Origin of the sequence: Pseudomonas sp. NPDC088429 (assembly GCF_044753305.1) — a bacterium.
Lineage (GTDB): Bacteria > Pseudomonadota > Gammaproteobacteria > Pseudomonadales > Pseudomonadaceae > Aquipseudomonas > Aquipseudomonas rustica.
Genome location: NZ_JBIVMX010000027.1, coordinates 45,995 through 66,421, shown reverse-complemented (window position 1 = coordinate 66,421; position 20,427 = coordinate 45,995). Strand labels below are relative to the sequence as shown.

Here is a 20,427-nt window from a genome sequence, read left to right as displayed (position 1 = left end):
CCTATGACTTTCCGTGAGTTACGGACTCTGTAATACGCATTGCGTTCCCTGACCCCACCTTGACAGACGCGCCAATGACGCCTCCGGCGGAAAAGTGCTTATAATGCCCAGCGATTTTTTCCGCTTTTTACTGCCTGCGCGGGCGTTCTGTGTGTAGCCGGAACCCCGTCGCCAAATTCATTCTTTGCCCTGGATGTCCAAACGCCTTGATTCGTCTGCTGAAATTTTTCGGTTGGTCCATCGTCGCCGTTTTCTGCGGACTGCTTTTAGGTCTCAGCGGCGCCTATCTTTACCTTAGTCCGGGTTTGCCTTCTGTGGAGGCCCTGAGAAGCATTCAGTTGCAGATTCCATTGCGGGTCTACAGTAGCGACAACAAGTTGATCGCAGAATTTGGCGAAATGCGCCGGACTCCGATCCGTTTCGCCGACATTCCCCCCAATTTCATTAATGCGTTACTAAGTGCTGAAGACGACAATTTCGCCAATCACTATGGCGTCGATCCGAGCAGCCTGATGCGCGCCGCGACGCAATTGGTCAAAAGCGGCCACATTCAGTCCGGCGGCAGCACCATCACCATGCAGGTGGCGAAGAACTTCTTCCTGACCAGCGAACGCAGCTTCTCGCGCAAAACCACTGAAATCCTCTTGGCCCTGCAGATTGAGCGACAGCTGACCAAGGACGAAATCCTTGAGCTGTACGTGAACAAGATCTATCTGGGTAACCGCGCCTACGGCATCGAGGCGGCGGCGCAGGTGTATTACGGCAAGTCGATCCGCGACATCAGCCTCGCGCAGATGGCGATGATCGCCGGTCTGCCGAAAGCCCCGTCGCGCTTCAATCCGCTGGCCAACCCGACGCGCAGTAAAGAACGCCGCGACTGGATCCTGGGGCGCATGTACAAGCTCGGCAAGATCACCGAAGCGGATTACACCGCTGCGATCAACGAGCCGCTGAACGCCAGCTATCACGTGCCGACCCCGGAAGTGAACGCACCGTACATCGCCGAAATGGCCCGTGCCGAAATGGTCGGCCGTTATGGCAGCGACGCCTATACCGAAGGTTTCCGCGTCACTACCACGGTACCGAGCAATCTGCAGGAAATGGCCAACACTGCGCTGCACGAAGGTTTGATGACCTACGACCAGCGTCACGGCTACCGTGGCCCCGAGTCGCGCCTGCCAGGCAAGACTCGCGAAGCTTGGGCCAGCGAGCTGACCAAACAACGCACTATCAGCAGTCTCGAACCGGCGATCGTCACGCAAGTCGACAAGAACGGCCTGCAAGTGCTCACCCGCACCGGTGAAGAACATGTGGCCTGGGACACCGTGAAATGGGCGCGGCCATTCCTCAATACCAACAGCATGGGCCCGAATCCGCGTCAGCCGTCGGATGTTGCGCAGGTTGGCGATCTGGTTCGTGTGCAGCGTCAGAAAGACAATTCGCTGAAATTCAGCCAGATCCCGCAGGCGCAAGGCGCGCTGGTCTCGCTGGATCCGCAGAACGGCGCAATCCGCTCGCTGGTCGGTGGTTTCGCTTTCGAGCAGAGCAACTACAACCGCGCCATGCAGGCCAAGCGTCAGCCGGGTTCGAGTTTCAAGCCATTCGTTTATAGCGCCGCGCTGGACAGCGGCTACACCGCCGCGACGCTGGTCAACGACGCGCCGATCGTGTTTGTCGACGAGTACCTGGACAAGGTCTGGCGTCCGAAGAACGACACCAATACCTTCCTCGGCCCGATCCGCTTGCGTGAAGGTTTGTACAAATCGCGCAACCTGGTGTCGATCCGTTTGCTGCAAGCGATGGGCGTGAGCAAGACCATCGACTACATCAGCCGCTTCGGCTTCAACAAACAAGATCTGCCGCCGAACCTTTCGCTGGCACTGGGTACCGCAACGCTGACGCCAATGGAGATCGCGACCGGCTGGAGCACGTTCGCCAACGGTGGCTACAAGATCACGCCATATGTGATCGACAAGATCGAAAGCCGTAACGGCGACACGCTGTTCGTCGCCAACCCGCCGACCGTGCCGCAGGGCGCTGCGGCAACGGACGGCATTGCCGCGCCGCACACTGACGCGATCACGGTCAACGCTACGCCAGGTGAAGCACCGGGCACTGCGGCGGCACCGCAAACGCCTGCCGTCGCCGAGCGCATCGTTGATGGCCGCACCACGTACATCCTCAACAGCATGTTGCAGGACGTAATCAAGCTCGGCACCGGTCGTCGCGCACTGGCCATGGGCCGCAGCGACATCGCCGGCAAAACCGGTACCACCAACGAATCGAAGGATGCCTGGTTCTCCGGTTACAACGCCGATTACGTGACCACGGTCTGGACCGGTTTCGACCAACCGGAAAGCCTTGGTCGTCGCGAGTTCGGTGGCACGGTGGCACTGCCAATCTGGATGAACTACATGTCGGCGGCGCTGAAGGACAAGCCACCGCACGTGCAGCCCGAGCCGGAAGGTTTGTTGAGCCTGCGCGTGGATCCGGTGAGTGGCCGTGCGGCGACGCCGAGCACTCCGGGTGCGTACTTTGAGCTGTTCAAGGCTGAGGATACGCCGCCGTCGGTGAATGAGCTGGGTAACGGCGCTGTGCCGGGCAGCCCGCTGCCGGCGGATGAGCAGGCGCCGATCGATCTGTTCTGATCCAGCGCTATTGAAAAGCCCCGCCTTCGGTTGAAGTGCGGGGCTTTTTATTGGTTGGAGCGAAGATCAAAAGATCGCAGCCTTTGGCAGCTCCTACAGGGGGAGTGCAATAATCATGTAGGAGCTGCCGAAGGCTGCGATCTTTTGATCTTTCCAAACAAAAAGCCCTGACTCTCACGAGTCAGGGCTTTGGGTTGAAGCGTTACAACGGCTTAGCCGTTGAACACGTCATCCACGCTTTTCAGCGGGTAGTTCTTCGGATACGGCAGGGTTGCCACACCAGTCTCGATTGCGGCTTTGGCCACAGCGTCGGAGATCAGGGTGATCAGGCGCTTGTCCATTGGCTTCGGAATGATGTACTCACGACCGAATTCCAGCGGCGCACCGCCGTAGGCATCGCACACGTCCTGTGGCACTGGCAGTTTGGCCAGTTCACGCAGGGCGTTGGCGGCAGCCACTTTCATTTCTTCGTTGATGCGCTTGGCGCGAACGTCCAGGGCACCACGGAAGATGAACGGGAAGCCCAGTACGTTGTTGACCTGGTTCGGGTAGTCCGAACGACCGGTGGCCATGATCACGTCGTTACGGGTGGCGTGCGCCAGTTCCGGGGAGATTTCCGGATCCGGGTTCGAGCACGCGAACACGATCGGGTTGGCCGCCATCGACAGCAGGCCTTCAGGGCTCAGCAGGTTCGGGCCGGACAGACCGACGAACACGTCAGCGCCTTGCAGAGCGTCAGCCAGGCTGCGCTTCTCGGTGGCGTGAGCGAATACCGCTTTGTACTGGTTCAGGTCGTCACGGCCGGAGTGGATCACGCCGGTACGGTCAACCATGAAAATGTTTTCGATGCGTGCGCCCATGCTCACCAGCAACTTCATGCAGGAGATGGCGGCAGCGCCGGCGCCCAGGCAAACGATCTTGGCATCAGCCAGAGTCTTACCAGCGATTTCCAGGGCGTTGATCATGCCGGCAGCGGTCACGATCGCGGTACCGTGCTGGTCATCGTGGAATACCGGAATGTCGCACTGCTCGATCAGAGCACGTTCGATCTCAAAGCACTCTGGTGCCTTGATGTCTTCCAGGTTGATGCCACCGAAAGTGATGGAGATGCGTTTTACGGTGTCGATGAAGGCTTGCGGGCTTTCGGAGTCGACTTCGATGTCGAAAACGTCGATGCCGGCGAAGCGCTTGAACAGTACGCCTTTACCTTCCATCACTGGCTTGGACGCCAACGGGCCGAGGTTACCCAGGCCGAGAATCGCGGTGCCATCGGAAATGACTGCAACCAGGTTGCCCTTGCCGGTGTATTTGTAGGCCAGTTCAGGATCGCGAGCGATCTCACGCACTGGTTCAGCTACGCCGGGGCTATAAGCCAGCGACAAGTCGCGAGCGGTAGCAGTGGCCTTGGTGAGCTCGACACTCAGCTTCCCTGGACGAGGATTGGCATGATATTCGAGAGCGGCAGTTTTCAGATCAGACATTTTGGCATTCCGCTTTTTACTGTTGGACAGACTGGTCAGCGAGGATACGCGCCTCGCAAAGTCCCCACAAGACTGAGCGGTCACCCCTGTCAAGCGCCCTGCCCTACGACTTTGGGCCAAGAGCCACGGCGCACAAGGGCTGGACTGTTCACAATCGACAGAAAAAATGTCTACAATTTTATTTCAGCGAGCGCTTTGCAACATCGACGAATCTGTCAGCGGAAGCAGCCAACGCGGCTGTCCCTGTTTCAAGCCGCCGCGCCGTGATCGATCGACAATCCAGCCGCGCGCCTCGATCTGCTTGCCCTTCAACGCCTGCAATCGGGCATTGTCGAATTGTCCGACCAGATTGGGTGCAACGCGCAATACAAGCGCACCCTGCAACTCGATCCAGGTTCCGCCACGATTGCGCTGAACCTTGCTCACACGGCCACTGACCACGGCGAAACCTGAACGCTGGATCTGCGCCGCTTTCAGCACCGGCGACTGCCGCTAGAGACCCTGGCCAGCCTGTCGCGCACTGCGCTCGGCGGCTTGCTGACACGTAACCAAATCGATATTCGGCGCGACCGCGACCTGAAAGCCGAGGCCATCGGCGAGCATCTGCGCTTCAAGATTGGCGCCGCTGGCGCTGTAGAGGTGTGCGAGCGTGCGGCCGTAGTGGTCTTTCGCCTGCTTGCCGAGGCGCAAACCGAGCTGTCCATTGCTGTCGGCCACTAATGATTCCAGACGTTTGCGCGCCGCCACCGCGAACGGCTCGTCACTGCGGCCCTGCTTGCCCAGCTCAGGTGTATTGAGGCCGATCATCCGCACGCTGCGCCCGTCGCTCAGGCGCACGGTGTCGCCATCGACCACGCGTTGCACCGTGACGCGGGTCAGCCCTATGGGCGTGGGGCAGAACGCCTGCGCGGCGGACAGCCAAATCGCAGACACAAAAAAGGCGCCCACAAGGGACGCCTTTTTCAGCAATGAGGAAAAGCCCATCGGGCCTTTCAACTTTACTCTGCAGCAGCAGGCTTCTTGCCGAAAGCACCGAAACGGTCTGCGAAGCGCTGAACCCGGCCGCCAGTGTCCAGAGTCTTTTGCTTACCGGTGTAGAACGGGTGGCATTCGTTGCAAACGTCGATCGCCAGAGGCTTGGCCAGGTTCGAACGAGTTTCGAACTTGTTGCCACAGCTGCAGGTAACTGCGGTGACTTCGTATGTTGGATGAATATCAGCTTTCATGATGTCTTCCTCAGGCTGCGTGCCGCCATCCAACACTATTGTTGAATACCGCACGTAATTAGGCCGCGGATTCTACCAGACCTTTTAAATCACGCAAGCTGTCACCGAGACCGACCGTCTGCTAGGCTCCCGACCCTGTGGGAGCGAGCCTGCTCGCGAAGACGATCCATCAGCCAGCATTTTTGTCGCCTGACACTCCGCCTTCGCGAGCAGGCTCGCTCCCACAGGTTATGCAGCCAGTCCTTTAATCGTCTGTTGATAGAGATCCCCCCGCGTGCCCGACGCCATTCTGCGCCTCGCTTTGCCTTCGCCCCTGCGCCGCCTGTTCGATTATCGAGCGCCGGCCGGCGTGCTGCGCGAGCAATTGCAGCCGGGCATGCGTTTGCGCGTGCCGTTCGGTCGACGCGAAATGATCGGGATTCTGGTCGAGGTCACTGACACCAGCGAAGTGCCGGTGGAGAAACTCAAACCGGCGCTGGCCCTGCTCGACACGACGCCGCCACTGCCGCCAGCGCTGTTCAAGCTGTGCCTGTGGACGTCGCAGTATTATCAGCACAGCCTCGGCGACACCTTGAGCTGGGCGCTGCCGGTGCTGTTGCGTCAGGGCGAACTGGCAGAGGCGCGTCAGGAGCGCTTCTGGTCAGCCGCCCCCGGTGCCAGCCTTGATGATCCGCGTATCGCCCGCGCGCCGCGTCAGCGTGAAGCGCTCGCCACATTGGCCCAGCACCCGCACGGCGTCGCCCATCAGTTGCTGAGCAAACTGATGCTGAGCAAAGACAGCCTCGACCTGCTGCTGGCCAAAGGTCTGGTGCAAGTCGAGATCCGCCGTCACGCACCGGGCTTGCGCCATGAACATTGGCTGGCGCAACCGGAGCTGCCGCTGAACAGCGAGCAACGCGCCGCGTATGAGGCGATCCGCGCCGGCTTCGACAGTTATCATGCCTTTCTGCTGGCCGGCGTCACCGGCAGCGGCAAGACTGAAGTTTATCTGCAGTTGATCCGCGAAACCCTCGAAGCCGGCAAGCAGGCACTGGTGTTGATCCCGGAGATCAACCTCGGCCCGCAGACCCTCGCGCGTTTCGAGCAACGTTTCAACGCGCGCATCGCCCTGTTGCACTCGGCGGTCAATGATCGCGAGCGCCTCGAAGCCTGGCTCGCCGCCCGTGATGGCGAGGCCGACATTATTATCGGCACCCGTTCGGCGCTATTCACGCCGATGAAAAATCCCGGCCTGATCATCATCGACGAGGAGCACGACGGCTCTTATAAACAGCAGGAAGGTTTGCGCTACCACGCCCGTGATCTGGCCTTGGTGCGTGCGCGGCAGGAAAACATCCCGATCGTGCTCGGCTCCGCCACGCCTTCGCTGGAAAGCCTGCACAACGCCTACACCGGTCGTTACGGCCTCCTACGCCTGAATGAGCGTGCCGGTGGCGCCAAGCAGCCACGTTTCCTACGCCTGGATGTAAAAAGCCGTCCACTCGACAGCGGGATTTCCGGGCCGATGCAACAAGCCATCGGCCAGACCCTCGCCAATGGCCAGCAGGTGCTGGTGTTCCTCAACCGTCGCGGTTTCGCGCCGACGTTGCTGTGCCACGATTGCGGCTGGATGTCCGAGTGTTCGCGTTGTGATGCACGGATGACCGTGCATCAGCGTTATGGCGAGTTGCGCTGCCACCATTGCGGCTACGTCGAGCGCACGCCGCGCCAGTGTCCGAAGTGCAACAAGGTCGATTTGCGTCCGGTGGGCGCCGGCACCGAGCGCGCCGAGGAACGGCTGGCGATTCTGTTTCCCGACTATCCGGTGCTGCGCGTCGACCGCGACAGCACCTCGCGCAAGGACGCGATGAATCAGCTGTTCGCGACGATTCAGAAGGGCCAGCCGTGCATTTTGGTCGGCACGCAGATGCTCGCCAAGGGTCACCACTTTCCACGGGTGACGCTGGTGTCGATTCTAGATGCCGACGGCGGGCTGTTCTCCGGCGACTTCCGCGCCAGCGAGCGCATGGCGCAGTTGATTGTGCAGGTGGCCGGGCGCGCCGGGCGAGCGGAAGAGCCGGGCAAGGTGATTATTCAAACGCATCTGGCCGACCATCCTTTATTGGTGCAACTCACCGAGCAGGGTTATTTCGCCTTTGCCGAACAGGCTTTGAGCGAACGGCGTGCGGCCGGACTGCCGCCGTTTGCGCATTTGGCACTGTTGCGCGCTGAGGCGCACAAACCGGGGCAGGCGGAAGGGTTTCTCGATGAGGCGTGCAGCGAGGCGGAGCGCTTGCTGGCGGAGCAGAATCTGAGCGGGATTGAATTGCTCGGGCCGGTGCCGGCGCCGATGGAGCGACGGGCCGGGCGTTATCGTGCGCAGCTGTTGTTGCAGGCGTCGGCGCGGGCGCCATTGCACCGATTGTTGACCAGTTGGCTGTTGGCGCTGGAGCAGATGCCGAGCGGGCGGGCGGTGCGTTGGTCCTTGGATGTCGATCCTGTCGATTTGTATTGAAGATCAAAAGATCGCAGCCTTCGGCAGCTCCTACAGGAAAACCCAGATCCCCGTGTAGGAGCTGCCGCAGGCTGCGATCTTTTGCTTTTAATGTCACCACATATCCACATCCTGCCTGCTAAGGTTGGCAAGCCCGTCTTCGCAACGGATAATGCCCAGTTTTTCCACCCGCGCATCGATGCGCCGCCGCGCTTGCGGTCGAAAGAGAAGACCATGAAAGACACCATTCGCCAGCTGATCCAACAAGCCCTCACCCAACTCGTCAACGAAGGTGTGTTGCCTGAAGGCCTGTCGCCGGCGATTCAGGTGGAGAACGCCCGTGACAAGACCCACGGCGATTTCGCCAGCAACATCGCGATGATGCTGGCCAAGCCTGCGGGCATGAAGCCGCGCGATCTGGCGGAAAAAATCATCGCCGCGCTGCCGGCTGACGAGAACGTCACCAAAGCCGAAATCGCTGGCCCGGGCTTCATCAACTTCTTCCAGAACACCCAGGCGCTGGCTTCTCGTCTCGACGCCGCGCTCGCCGATGCCCACGTTGGCGTACGCAAGGCCGGCCCGGCGCAACGCACCGTGGTCGACCTGTCGGCACCGAACCTGGCCAAAGAGATGCACGTCGGCCACTTGCGTTCGACCATCATTGGCGACGGCGTGGCCCGCGTCCTCGAATTCCTCGGCGACGAAGTGATCCGTCAGAACCACGTCGGCGACTGGGGCACCCAGTTCGGCATGCTGATGGCGTATCTGCAGGAAAACCCGATCACCAGCGACGAGCTGTCGGATCTGGAAAACTTCTACCGCGCCGCCAAACAACGTTTCGATGAATCCGAAGAATTCGCCGACCGCGCCCGTGGCCTGGTGGTCAAGCTGCAGGCCGGCGATGCTGATTGCCTGGCGCTGTGGACGAAGTTCAAGGACATCTCGCTGTCGCACTGCCAGAAGATCTACGAACTGCTCAACGTCAAACTGACCATGGCCGACGTGATGGGCGAAAGCGCCTACAACGACGACCTGATCAACGTAGTCAACGACTTGAAAGCCGCTGGCATGCTGGTCGAGAGCAACGGCGCCCAGTGCGTGTTCCTCGACGAATTCAAAAATGCCGATGGCGACCCGCTGCCGGTGATCATCGTCAAGGCTGACGGCGGTTACCTGTATGCCACCACTGACCTGGCGGCCGTGCGCTACCGCAGCGGCAAACTGAAAGCCGATCGCGCGCTGTACTTCGTCGATCAGCGTCAGGCCCTGCACTTCCAGCAAGTCTTCGCGGTGGCGCGCAAGGCCGGTTTTGTGACCCATCCGATGGAGATGGAACACATGGGCTTCGGCACCATGAACGGCGCCGATGGCCGTCCGTTCAAGACCCGTGACGGCGGCACCGTGAAGCTGATCGACCTGCTGACCGAAGCGCAGGAACGTGCCTACAACCTGGTTAAAGAGAAGAACCCGACACTGGCCGAGGACGAACTGCGCAACATCGCCAAAGTCGTCGGCATCGGCGCGGTGAAATACGCCGACCTGTCGAAGCACCGCACCAGCGACTACAGCTTCAACTTCGACCTGATGCTGAACTTTGAAGGCAACACCGCGCCATACCTGCTTTACGCTTACACCCGCGTCGCCGGTGTGTTCCGTAAACTGGGCAAGGATTTCAGCGAAGTCGACGGCCAGATCGTTCTCGAAGCCGAGCACGAACTCGAGCTGGCGGCGAAACTGGCGCAGTTCGGCGAAGTGCTGAACAACGTGTCCGACAAAGGCACGCCGCACATTCTCTGCACTTATCTGTATGACGTTGCCGGTCTGTTCTCCAGCTTCTACGAGAACTGCCCGATCCTCGCCGCCGAAACGCCGGCCCAGATGCAGAGCCGTCTGCGTCTGGCCGCGCTGACCGGTCGCACCCTCAAGCAAGGCCTGGAGCTGTTGGGTCTGGAAACTCTGGAGCGTATGTAAGTTGGCTGCCAAGAAAAAACCTGCACCCAAGCGTGGCGCCAGCCGTTACCAAGCTCCTGCGAAGCAACCGATTCCGGGTTGGCTGTGGATGGCCATCGGCCTGACGGTCGGCGCGTTCATCGTGTTTCTGATGAAGCTGGAGCCGGGCAAGGGCAGCGACACGGTCAAGCGTGAGAAAGTCGAGCAAGCGCAACAGCAGAAAGCGTCGAAGATCGCCGAGGCCAACAAGACCCCGCCGAGCCCGACCCAGCCTGTGAAGCCGAAGTACGACTTCTACACCCTGCTGCCGGAATCGGAAGTGATCGTGCCGCCCGACGCCGTGCCGGAGAAAACCCTGCCGACGCCACAAGTGCCGACCACTCCGGTGACCCCGGCGGAAGCGGCGAAAATCGACACTGCGCGTGCTCAGGCGGCGCTGGCCGGGATCACCCCGCCACCGGCACCACCGGTGAAAGCGGCGCCCGTGACCAAGTTCTTCCTCCAGGCCGGTTCGTTCCGCAAAGAGGCGGACGCGGACAAAGTGCGTGCGCAGATCATTCTGCTCGGCCAAGCGGTCGCGGTTGAATCGGGCACGGTGAAAGATGAAACCTGGTACCGCGTGCTGGTCGGTCCGTTCAGCAACCGCGAACAACTGACCACAGCGCAGAAACAGCTGGCGGGCAGCGGTTTTAGCAATCTGTTGTTACAACAACGCCAGAGCCGCTGACCCTCCGTAGAAAACCGCTCCCACAGGCGAGGCAAACCTCCTGTAGGAGCTGCCGAAGGCTGCGATCTTTTGATTTTGCTTTCAGATCAGGATCAAAAGATCGCAGCCTTCGGCAGCTCCTACAGTTGGTCACCGCTCGTCCCTTCTCCGGCACTAAGGTTGAAATCCTCTCCAGCACCCCCATATGAATGGGCATAAGGCACTTTCGCCCCGCTGTGTGGAGACTCTTCCCTTGACCACCATCGTTTCAGTCCGCCGTCACGGCAAAGTCGTCATGGGCGGCGACGGCCAGGTTTCTCTCGGCAATACCGTGATGAAAGGCAACGCGAAAAAAGTTCGTCGCCTGTACCACGGCCAGGTCATCGCCGGTTTTGCCGGTGCCACCGCCGACGCCTTTACCCTCTTCGAACGTTTCGAAGGCCAGCTTGAAAAACATCAGGGCCACCTGGTGCGCGCCGCGGTCGAACTCGCCAAAGAATGGCGCACCGACCGCTCCCTGAGCCGCCTCGAAGCGATGCTCGCGGTTGCCAACAAAGACGCTTCCCTGATCATCACCGGCAACGGTGACGTGGTCGAACCCGAAGACGGCCTGATCGCCATGGGTTCCGGCGGCGGCTACGCGCAGGCTGCGGCCAGCGCCCTGCTGAAAAAGACCGACCTGTCGGCTCGCGAAATCGTCGAAACCGCCCTCGGTATCGCCGGCGACATCTGTGTATTCACCAACCACACTCAGACCATTGAGGAGCAGGATCTCGCTGAATAAGCCTGACGCGGCGCTCAAGTTGCTCCGTGAGCAGGAAATGACCCGCGTTCGCCACCGCGCCGAAGACGCTGCCGAGGATCGTATCCTCGACGCGCTGCTGCCGCCGGCACGCATGGGCTTCAGCAATGAAGAAGCGCCAAGTTCCGATTCCAACACCCGTCAACTGTTCCGCAAGCGCCTGCGCGAAGGTCAGCTGGATGACAAAGAGATCGAAATCGAAGTCGCCGAAGTGGCCGGCGTCGATATCTCCGCGCCACCGGGCATGGAAGAAATGACCAACCAGTTGCAGTCGTTGTTCGCCAACATGGGCAAGGGCAAGAAGAAGTCGCGCAAGCTCAAGGTCAAAGAAGCGCTGAAGCTGGTGCGTGACGAAGAAGCCGGGCGTCTGGTCAACGAAGAAGAGCTGAAAGCCAAAGCGCTGGAAGCGGTTGAGCAGCACGGCATCGTGTTCATCGACGAAATCGACAAAGTCGCCAAGCGTGGCAATGTCGGCGGCGCCGACGTCTCCCGTGAAGGCGTACAGCGCGACTTGCTGCCGCTGATCGAAGGCTGCACCGTCAACACCAAACTGGGCATGGTCAAAACCGACCACATCCTGTTCATCGCGTCCGGTGCTTTCCACCTGAGCAAGCCGAGCGATCTGGTGCCTGAGCTGCAAGGTCGTCTGCCGATCCGCGTTGAACTGAAGGCGCTGAGCCCGTCGGACTTCGAACGCATCCTCAGCGAACCGCACGCTTCGCTCACCGAGCAATACTGCGCACTGCTGAAAACCGAAGGTTTGAACATTCAGTTCCAGCCAGAAGGCATCAAGCGCATCGCCGAGATCGCCTGGCAGGTCAACGAGAAAACCGAGAACATCGGTGCCCGTCGCCTGCACACCCTGCTCGAGCGTCTGCTCGAAGAGGTGTCGTTCAGCGCCGGCGACATGGCCAGCACCCACGATGAGAAGCCGATTCTGATCAACGCCGAATACGTCAACAGCCACCTCGGCGAATTGGCGGAGAATGAAGACCTGTCCCGTTATATCCTGTAGGTCACCTTCCCTGTAGGAGCTGCCGCAGGCTGCGATCTTTTGATTTTGATTTTTAACAGACAAGATCAACAGATCGCAGCCTTCGGCAGCTCCTACAGGGTGTTCCTCTAGTCGGATGACCTGCAATGACTACTATTCCTACCGACATCAAACTGCACAAAGCCTCGAAAACCCTGACGCTCAAATACGCGTCCGGCGAGGAATACACCCTGCCCGCCGAATTTCTGCGCGTGCACTCTCCCTCCGCCGAGGTTCAAGGCCACGGCAATCCGATTCTGCAATTCGGCAAGATTCACGTCGGTCTGAGCAAAGTAGAACCGGCCGGTCAGTACGCACTGAAACTGACCTTCGACGACGGTCACGACAGTGGTCTGTTCACCTGGGAATACCTCTACGAGCTGGGGCGACGATTTGACGCACTCTGGGCCGATTATCTCGCCGAGCTCAAAGCTGCCGGAAAAACCCGCGATCCCGACGAGTCGATCGTCAAGCTGATGCTCTAGTCCGAGCCTCGCGCTCTTTAGAGGGCATTTTCTAACTTCATCTGTTTGAATGCTCCGCTGTGAGGCCGAGGATCGGCCCGCTTGCGAAAAAAATTAAACTCGGGTAACCAATGGAGCTGGCAAGTTCCCTGCAGTGCACTACGACTGTAAAACAGCTATGCAGAATTAACGGTCACCCGAGCAGTAGTACCTGGCATTGGCTGTGGAACTGCACAGCAGAAAACCGGGTACTCGTCTCAGGACAATGGAGCGTCGTAGATGAGTAACAAGAATAACGATGACTTGAAGTACCAAGCCTCGGAAAACACCTTGGGGCTTAATCCTGTCGTTGGGCTACGTGGAAAGGATCTGCTCGCCTCTGCTCGTATGGTGCTGAAACAGGCCATCAAACAACCGATCCATAGCGTCAAGCACGTGACCCATTTCGGCCTTGAGCTGAAGAACGTGTTGTTCGGCAAATCCGAACTGCAACCGGCCGGCGATGACCGTCGTTTTGCCGATCCTGCGTGGAGCCAGAACCCGCTCTACAAACGTTATCTGCAAACCTATCTGGCGTGGCGCAAGGAACTCCACTCCTGGATTGATGACAGCAACCTCTCACCGAAAGACATCGCGCGCGGCCACTTCGTCATCAACCTGATGACCGAAGCCATGGCCCCGACCAACTCGGCGGCCAACCCCGCAGCGGTCAAACGTTTCTTCGAAACCGGTGGCAAGAGCCTGCTCGACGGCCTCTCGCATCTGGCCAAGGATCTGGTACACAACGGCGGCATGCCGAGCCAGGTCAACATGGGCGCATTCGAGGTCGGCAAGAGCCTCGGCGTCACCGAAGGCGCGGTGGTGTTTCGCAACGACGTGCTGGAGCTGATCCAGTACAAGCCGATCACAGAGCAAGTCCACGAACGTCCATTGCTGGTGGTACCGCCACAGATCAACAAGTTCTACGTATTCGATTTGAGCCCGGACAAAAGTCTGGCGCGCTTCTGCCTGCGTAATAACGTGCAGACGTTCATCGTCAGCTGGCGCAACCCGACCAAGGCGCAGCGCGAGTGGGGCCTGTCGACGTACATCGATGCACTGAAAGAAGCGGTCGACGTGGTCACCGCAATTACCGGCAGCAAAGACATCAACATGCTCGGCGCCTGCTCCGGCGGCATCACCTGCACCGCCCTGCTCGGCCACTACGCGGCGATCGGCGAGAAGAAGGTCAACTCCCTCACGCTACTGGTGAGCGTGCTCGACACGACGCTGGACAGCGACGTCGCCCTGTTTGTCGACGAGCAGACCCTGGAGACCGCCAAGCGCCATTCGTATCAGGCCGGCGTGCTCGAAGGTAAAGACATGGCCAAGGTCTTTGCGTGGATGCGCCCGAACGACCTGATCTGGAACTACTGGGTCAACAACTACCTGCTCGGCAACGAGCCGCCGGTGTTCGACATCCTGTTCTGGAACAACGACACCACCCGGTTGCCGGCGGCGTTCCACGGCGACCTGATCGAGATGTTCAAAAACAACCCACTGATCCGCCCGAATGCACTGGAAGTGTGCGGCACGCCGATCGACCTCAAGCAGGTCACCGCCGATATCTTCTCGCTGGCCGGCACCAACGACCACATCACACCGTGGAAGTCCTGCTACAAGTCGGCGCAATTGTTCGGTGGCAAGGTGGAGTTCGTGCTGTCGAGCAGCGGGCATATCCAGAGCATTCTGAACCCGCCGGGTAACCCGAAATCGCGCTACATGACCGGCGAAGAAATGGCCGCGAATGCCGATGACTGGCAAGAGAACTCGACCAAGCACACCGATTCCTGGTGGCTGCACTGGCAGGCCTGGCAGGCCGAACGCTCGGGCAACCTGAAAAAGGCCCCGCTGAAACTGGGCAACAAGGCACATCCGGCGGGCGAAGCTTCGCCGGGCACATACGTACACGAGCGGTAACTGACACCACCCCTCCCCCTGTAGGAGCTGCCGAAGGCTGCGATCTTTTGATTTTTGATTTTTAAAAAACAAGATCAAAAGATCGCAGCCTTCGGCAGCTCCTACATGGGGTGTGGTGAATTTAAATCCACAGGGCCTGACGCATGCCGCAACCGTTCATATTCCGTACCGTCGATCTGGATGGGCAGACCCTCCGCACGGCGGTACGCCCCGGCAAGCCTCACTTGACGCCCTTGCTGATTTTCAACGGCATCGGCGCCAACCTGGAGCTGGTGTTTCCGTTTGTCGCGGCGCTGGATCCGGATCTGGAAGTGATCGCTTTCGACGTCCCCGGTGTCGGCGGCTCTTCGACGCCTAATCGGCCGTACCGTTTTCCCGGTCTGGCCAAACTGACGGCGCGGATGCTCGATTACCTCGACTACGGGCAGGTCAACGTCATCGGCGTGTCGTGGGGCGGTGCGCTCGCGCAGCAATTCGCCTACGACTACCCCGAGCGCTGCAAGAAACTGGTGCTGGCGGCGACCGCTGCCGGTGCGGTGATGGTGCCGGGCAAACCGAAAGTGTTGTGGATGATGGCCAGTCCACGGCGCTACATTCAGCCCTCGCACGTGATTCGCATCGCACCGCTGATCTATGGCGGCTCGTTCCGTCGCGACCCGACCCTGGCCGCCAGCCACGCAGCGAAAGTGCGTTCGGCGGGCAAGCTCGGTTACTACTGGCAACTGTTCGCAGGCCTCGGCTGGACGAGCATTCACTGGCTGCACAAGATCCATCAGCCGACGCTGGTGCTGGCCGGCGACGACGATCCGCTGATCCCGCTGATCAACATGCGCATGCTCGCCTGGCGGATTCCCAACGCGCAGCTGCACATCATCGATGACGGCCACCTGTTCCTGATCACCCGCGCCGAAGCCGTGGCGCCGATCATCATGAAATTCCTCCAGGAGGAACGGCAGCGCGCGGTGATGCACCCGCACCCGACACCGCTCGGCGGCTAAGGTCAGCGGCAGGCTTTATGCAGGGCTTTACCCGCAATTCGTGGCAGGACGCCACGCAAGCAGCAACCCGTAACAGCGTCTATGGTGTTCTGGTTCGGTGAGTGTGTTTTTGGCCTGAAGACGAAGGAGTGTTGAGTCATGCGCGACAAACCAGCGACGGGCGTGGTGCCCAGCCCCGCCGTGTTCATCAACGCACAGAGTGCGATCACCGGATTGCGCGGTCGCGACTTGCTCTCGACCCTGCGCAGCGTGGCCGCGCACGGTTTGCGTAACCCGGTGCACAGCGCGAAACACGCCTTGAAGCTCGGCGGCCAGTTGGGCCGCGTCCTGCTCGGTGAAACCCTGCACCCGAGCAATCCGAACGACAGCCGTTTCGCTGACCCGGCGTGGAGCCTCAATCCGTTTTACCGGCGTAGCCTGCAGGCGTATCTGGCCTGGCAGAAACAGGTCAAAAGCTGGATCGACGAAAGCGACATGAACCCGGAAGACCGCGCCCGCGCGCACTTCGCCTTCACTTTGCTCAACGACGCCGTGGCGCCATCGAACACCTTGCTCAATCCGCTGGCAGTGAAGGAGCTGTTCAACTCCGGCGGCCACAGTCTGGTGCGCGGCCTCAGTCATTTGTTCGATGACTTATTGCACAACGACGGCTTGCCACGGCAAGTGACCAAGCAGGCTTTTGAAGTCGGCAAAACCGTCGCGACCACTACCGGCTCGGTGGTGTATCGCAACGAGATGCTTGAGCTGATCCAGTACAAACCGATGAGCGAAAAGCAGTACGCCAAGCCGCTATTGGTGGTGCCGCCGCAGATCAACAAGTACTACATTTTCGACCTCAGCCCGCAAAACAGCTTCGTCCAGTACGCGCTGAAAAACGGTTTGCAGACCTTTATGATCAGTTGGCGCAACCCTGACGTGCGCCATCGCGAATGGGGCCTGTCGACTTACGTCGAAGCCGTGGAAGAGGCGATGAATATTTGCCGGGCGATCACCGGCGCCCGCGAGGTCAACCTGATGGGCGCTTGCGCTGGCGGACTGACCATCGCCGCCCTGCAAGGACATTTGCAGGCCAAGCGGCAGCTGCGCCGGGTCTCCAGTGCGACCTATCTGGTCAGCCTGCTCGACAGCGAAATCGAAACCTCGGCCACGCTGTTTGCCGATGAACAAACCCTCGAAGCGGCCAAGCGTCGCTCGTATCAAAAGGGCGTGCTTGATGGCCGCGACATGGCCAAAGTCTTCGCGTGGATGCGGCCCAACGATTTGATCTGGAGCTACTTCGTCAACAACTACCTGTTGGGCAAAGAGCCGCCGGCCTTCGACATTCTCTACTGGAACAACGACAACACGCGCCTGCCCGCCGCGTTTCACGGTGACTTGCTGGACTTCTTCAAGCACAACCCGCTCACCCATCCAGGCGGACTTGAGGTGTGCGGCACGCCGATCGATTTGCAGAAAGTCACCGTCGACAGCTTCAGCGTCGCCGGCATGAATGACCACATCACGCCGTGGGATGCGGTGTATCGCTCGACCTTGCTGCTCGGTGGTGACCGACGCTTTGTGCTGTCCAACAGCGGCCATGTGCAGAGCATTCTCAACCCGCCGAGCAACCCGAAAGCCGCATACGTCGAGAACGCCAAGATGAGCAGCGACCCGCGCGCCTGGTACTACGACGCCAAACACGTCGACGGTAGTTGGTGGCCGCAGTGGCTGGAATGGATACAGCAACGCTCCGGCGCCCAGCACGAAACCTCGTTCACCCTCGGCAACCCGAATTATCCACCGATGGAGGCAGCGCCCGGTACCTACGTGCGCGTGCGCTGACGCTTAACCGAACTTTTCTAAGAAGACTGGATGAAAACCCGCGACCGGATTCTCGAATGTGCTTTGCAACTGTTCAACGAAAAGGGCGAGCCGAACGTCTCCACCATGGAAGTTGCCAACGAAATGGGCATCAGCCCGGGCAACCTCTACTACCACTTCCACGGCAAGGAACCGCTGATTCTCGGGCTGTTCGAACGCTTCCAGAATGAACTGGCGCCACTGCTTGATCCGCCGTCGGATGTGGAACTGGCACCGGAGGATTACTGGCTGTTTTTGCATTTGATCGTTGAGCGGCTGGCGCAGTATCGGTTTCTGTTTCAGGACTTGTCGAACCTGGCCGGACGGTTGCCGAAACTGGCCAAGGGGATACGTCATCTGCTCAACGCGCTGAAGCGCACGCTGGCTTCGTTGCTGGCGCGGTTGAAGGCGGCGGGGCAGTTGGTCAGTGATACCCAGGCGTTGGGGCAGTTGGTGGAGCAGATCACCATGACGCTGCTGTTTTCGCTGGATTATCAGCGGATTCTGGATCGTGAGGGCGAAGTTCGTTTGGTGGTTTATCAGATCATGATGTTGGTGGCACCGCACCTGCTGCCGCCGGTGAAGGTCGCCACCGAACGGATGGCCCTGCAGTACCTTGAAGACCACGAGTAACCCAGAATCAAAAGATCGCAGCCTTCGGCAGCTCCTACAGGGGAATGTGTACCTCTGTAGGAGCTGCCGAAGGCTGCGATCTTTTGATCTTCAAACAAAAACGCCCGACCTTCACAGGCCGGGCGTTTTGTTTTGCCCTGAAAAAATCAGGACTGACTGGTTGGCGTCGACGGGGTCGATGCAGCAGTCGGGGTTGCCACTGGAGTCGGTGCGGCGGCGGAGTTCGACGCGCTTACCGGAGCTGCCGGGGTGGCAGGTTTGGCTGCAGCAGGTGCTGCTGGCTTCGGCGCTGCGGCTTTCGGCGCGGCCGGTTTTTTCACTGCGGGTTTTTTCGCTGCTGCCGGTTTGGCCGCAGGCTTGGCAGCCGGTTTAGCGGCAGCGGTTTTCGCTGCTGGCTTGGCGGCCGGTTTGGCTGCTGCTTTTGTCGCAGGTTTAGCGGCTGGTTTCGCAGCGGCCTTAGCGGCAACCGGTTTGGCAGCTGCTTTAGCGGCAGGCTTGGCGGCGGCAGTTTTTGCAGCCGGTTTAGCGGCGGCCTTAGCTTTCGCTGCCGGCTTGGCCGCTGCTTTTGCGGCAGGTTTAGCCGCGGCTTTTACCAGTGGCTTGGCCGCGGTTTTAGCAGCAGGTTTGGCCGCTGCCGTTTTAGCAGCGGGTTTTGCCGCAGCCGTTTTCGCCGCCACAGGCTGAGCTTTCAGACCGGTGAGTTTTTCGATCTGCTTGGTCAGTGTGTCGACCTTGCTGTTGAGCGCTTTGACTTCATTGCGGCTCGGTACGCCCAGGCGCGAAATCGCGCTGTTCAGGCGCTTGTCGAAAGCCCCTTCCAGCTCGTCCCACTTGCCCAGTGCGCGATCTTTCACGCCGCTGATGCGCGACTTGGCCGACGAAGCGGAATCCTTGGCGGCATCGACTTTTTTGCCGACTGCAGACTTGGTGAGCTTCTCGGCTTTCTCGCCGTCTTTGACCAATGTATCGAAGAGCTTGCTGCCGTCAGTGTCGATCTTCGAGTACACGCCTAAACCAGCCAGCCAGATTTTGCGGGAGTAGTCTTCGACTTTCCCGATCCACGAGCTGCCTTCTTTATCGGTGTTCTTTTTACCAGCCATCCCGTTCTCCTTAAGATTTACGCGCGACGCGTTCGAGCAATGCCGTCAGCTCATCGAGCTTAGCAGAGAGTGTCTCAACGTCATGTTTAGACGGAATGCCGATACGATTCAAGGCGCTTGCGACACGGGAGTCGAACGCCTTCTCGACCTTGTCGAGCTGAACTTCGACGCGACCTTTGAAAGAACTCACTTCGCCCTTCGCTTCATCGATCTCGGCGTTGGCCGCTTCGAGTTTTTCGGTGACGGCTTTTTTGCCTTTCTTTTCAACAGTTTGACCAGCTTTGATCAGCTCTTGAAAGTAGTCGCTGCCCTCTTGGCCGACCTTGGCGTAGGCACCCAGGCCTGCCAGCCAGATCTTGCGGGCATAGGATTTGACGTCGCTCAGAGCGGTTGTCGAAGCGTCGATTTTTTTCTTCAAAATTACTTTGGCCATGGTGCACCTCACGCGCAGAAGGTTTGAGGAACTGCCCGCGAAAGTGTCGGGCTCAGGCACAAAGTAGGTAGAAAAATTAGAAACGGCACCCTAACAACTGACATGAATCGGTGGTGCCTGAATGAAAAGATCGCAGCCTTCGGCAGCTCCTACAGGGGTACACATTCCCCTGTAGGAGCTGCCGAAGGCTGCGATCTTTTGATGTTCAGACCAGGGCTTTATCGAGGGCTTTTTCGATTTCGGCTTTGATCATGCCGCTCATGGCCGACATCATCAGGCCCAGCTCGACGTCGACCTTGATCGAATCGTCCGCCACATGCACCGCGCCTTTCACGCCCGAGCGTTTGAGGTTCAGGGTGTCGCCCGACCACTGCGGCTCCAGGCCATATTGATCGGAGAGTTTTTGCGCCAGCTTGTCGGCCTTCTCGCGGGCGGCTTCCTTACCCAGGTTGTGGGCACGCTCAACAGTGATTTTGGCCATTGATTGACTCCTGCTTTTTGAATGGGGCGAAAAATGTGTGTCGGTAAATCTTGACCGCCGCTGCGGCAAATCGTCCCGAAGGTTGCCCATCTTACCTTTAGCCATTCCAAGACAAAGCATGGCTTGGGGATTAGAATGTCGCGCATTCTCTTTTGGTGACAGCGATATGACTGATCAGCGCAAAGGAAGCGATGCCGTACA

Annotated in this window: 15 protein-coding genes and 2 pseudogenes; 11 read left to right on the top strand and 6 right to left on the bottom strand. The window is 59.6% G+C overall.

Annotation, left to right across the window (positions count from 1 at the left end):
• Window positions 1-209 precede the first annotated feature (209 nt).
• Window positions 210-2,648: a penicillin-binding protein 1A gene (locus ACIP66_RS15600; protein ID WP_400649038.1), complete on the top strand. Its 2,439-nt coding sequence runs from the start codon at window positions 210-212 to the stop codon at window positions 2,646-2,648.
• A gap of 212 nt (window positions 2,649-2,860) precedes the next feature.
• On the opposite strand, the gene ACIP66_RS15595 is transcribed toward ACIP66_RS15600, so the two are convergent.
• From ACIP66_RS15595 to rpmE, 3 genes and pseudogenes are all read right to left on the bottom strand, one after another.
• On the bottom strand, window positions 2,861-4,129 hold the full coding sequence (locus tag ACIP66_RS15595; RefSeq protein WP_212544820.1) for a malic enzyme-like NAD(P)-binding protein: 1,269 nt from the start codon (window positions 4,127-4,129) through the stop codon (window positions 2,861-2,863).
• Between the two features lie 183 nt (window positions 4,130-4,312).
• Window positions 4,313-5,113: pseudogene (locus tag ACIP66_RS15590) on the bottom strand (thermonuclease family protein).
• Between the two features lie 14 nt (window positions 5,114-5,127).
• Window positions 5,128-5,355 (bottom strand): 50S ribosomal protein L31, encoded by a 228-nt coding sequence (gene rpmE / locus ACIP66_RS15585; protein ID WP_053116643.1) that lies wholly within the window; start codon window positions 5,353-5,355, stop codon window positions 5,128-5,130.
• Window positions 5,356-5,629: 274 nt separating this feature from the next.
• Between rpmE and ACIP66_RS15580 the strand changes: the two genes are divergently transcribed.
• The 10 genes and pseudogenes from ACIP66_RS15580 (at window position 5,630) to ACIP66_RS15535 (ending at window position 18,212) form a co-directional block, all read left to right on the top strand.
• On the top strand, window positions 5,630-7,849 hold the full coding sequence (locus ACIP66_RS15580) for a primosomal protein N' (protein ID WP_053116642.1): 2,220 nt from the start codon (window positions 5,630-5,632) through the stop codon (window positions 7,847-7,849).
• A 213-nt stretch (window positions 7,850-8,062) separates the two neighbouring features.
• Window positions 8,063-9,799 carry an arginine--tRNA ligase gene (argS, locus tag ACIP66_RS15575; protein ID WP_053116641.1) on the top strand — a complete coding sequence of 579 codons (1,737 nt, stop codon included), beginning with the start codon at window positions 8,063-8,065 and terminating at the stop codon, window positions 9,797-9,799.
• Window position 9,800: 1 nt separating this feature from the next.
• The gene (locus ACIP66_RS15570; protein ID WP_159811618.1) at window positions 9,801-10,505 is read left to right on the top strand and encodes an SPOR domain-containing protein; all 705 of its coding nucleotides are present in this window, start codon (window positions 9,801-9,803) and stop codon (window positions 10,503-10,505) included.
• 232 nt (window positions 10,506-10,737) lie between these two features.
• Entirely contained in the window at window positions 10,738-11,268 is a 531-nt protein-coding gene (hslV, locus tag ACIP66_RS15565) for an ATP-dependent protease subunit HslV (protein WP_016984593.1), read from the top strand.
• Between the two features lie 4 nt (window positions 11,269-11,272).
• A pseudogene (gene hslU, locus ACIP66_RS15560) lies at window positions 11,273-12,301 on the top strand (HslU--HslV peptidase ATPase subunit); the annotation flags it as partial.
• Window positions 12,302-12,426: 125 nt separating this feature from the next.
• Complete coding sequence (locus ACIP66_RS15555) at window positions 12,427-12,804, top strand: gamma-butyrobetaine hydroxylase-like domain-containing protein (protein WP_053116638.1); 378 nt, start codon at window positions 12,427-12,429, stop codon at window positions 12,802-12,804.
• 258 nt (window positions 12,805-13,062) lie between these two features.
• Window positions 13,063-14,742 (top strand): class II poly(R)-hydroxyalkanoic acid synthase, encoded by a 1,680-nt coding sequence (gene phaC / locus ACIP66_RS15550; RefSeq protein ID WP_159811616.1) that lies wholly within the window; start codon window positions 13,063-13,065, stop codon window positions 14,740-14,742.
• 143 nt (window positions 14,743-14,885) lie between these two features.
• Window positions 14,886-15,740, top strand: coding sequence for a poly(3-hydroxyalkanoate) depolymerase (gene phaZ, locus ACIP66_RS15545; protein WP_007909378.1), 855 nt, complete (start codon window positions 14,886-14,888; stop codon window positions 15,738-15,740).
• A 138-nt stretch (window positions 15,741-15,878) separates the two neighbouring features.
• Window positions 15,879-17,561 carry a class II poly(R)-hydroxyalkanoic acid synthase gene (gene phaC, locus ACIP66_RS15540; protein WP_400649025.1) on the top strand — a complete coding sequence of 561 codons (1,683 nt, stop codon included), beginning with the start codon at window positions 15,879-15,881 and terminating at the stop codon, window positions 17,559-17,561.
• Window positions 17,562-17,591: 30 nt separating this feature from the next.
• Complete coding sequence (locus tag ACIP66_RS15535; protein WP_008080633.1) at window positions 17,592-18,212, top strand: TetR/AcrR family transcriptional regulator; 621 nt, start codon at window positions 17,592-17,594, stop codon at window positions 18,210-18,212.
• 146 nt (window positions 18,213-18,358) lie between these two features.
• On the opposite strand, the gene ACIP66_RS15530 is transcribed toward ACIP66_RS15535, so the two are convergent.
• The 3 genes from ACIP66_RS15530 to ACIP66_RS15520 all read right to left on the bottom strand — a co-directional run bounded on the left by ACIP66_RS15530 (window position 18,359) and on the right by ACIP66_RS15520 (window position 20,226).
• Window positions 18,359-19,312, bottom strand: coding sequence for a phasin family protein (locus ACIP66_RS15530; protein WP_212549931.1), 954 nt, complete (start codon window positions 19,310-19,312; stop codon window positions 18,359-18,361).
• A 10-nt stretch (window positions 19,313-19,322) separates the two neighbouring features.
• Window positions 19,323-19,745, bottom strand: coding sequence for a phasin family protein (locus tag ACIP66_RS15525; RefSeq protein ID WP_008080629.1), 423 nt, complete (start codon window positions 19,743-19,745; stop codon window positions 19,323-19,325).
• 205 nt (window positions 19,746-19,950) lie between these two features.
• Window positions 19,951-20,226, bottom strand: coding sequence for a polyhydroxyalkanoic acid system family protein (locus ACIP66_RS15520; protein WP_038360037.1), 276 nt, complete (start codon window positions 20,224-20,226; stop codon window positions 19,951-19,953).
• Between the last annotated feature and the right edge of the window lie 201 nt (window positions 20,227-20,427).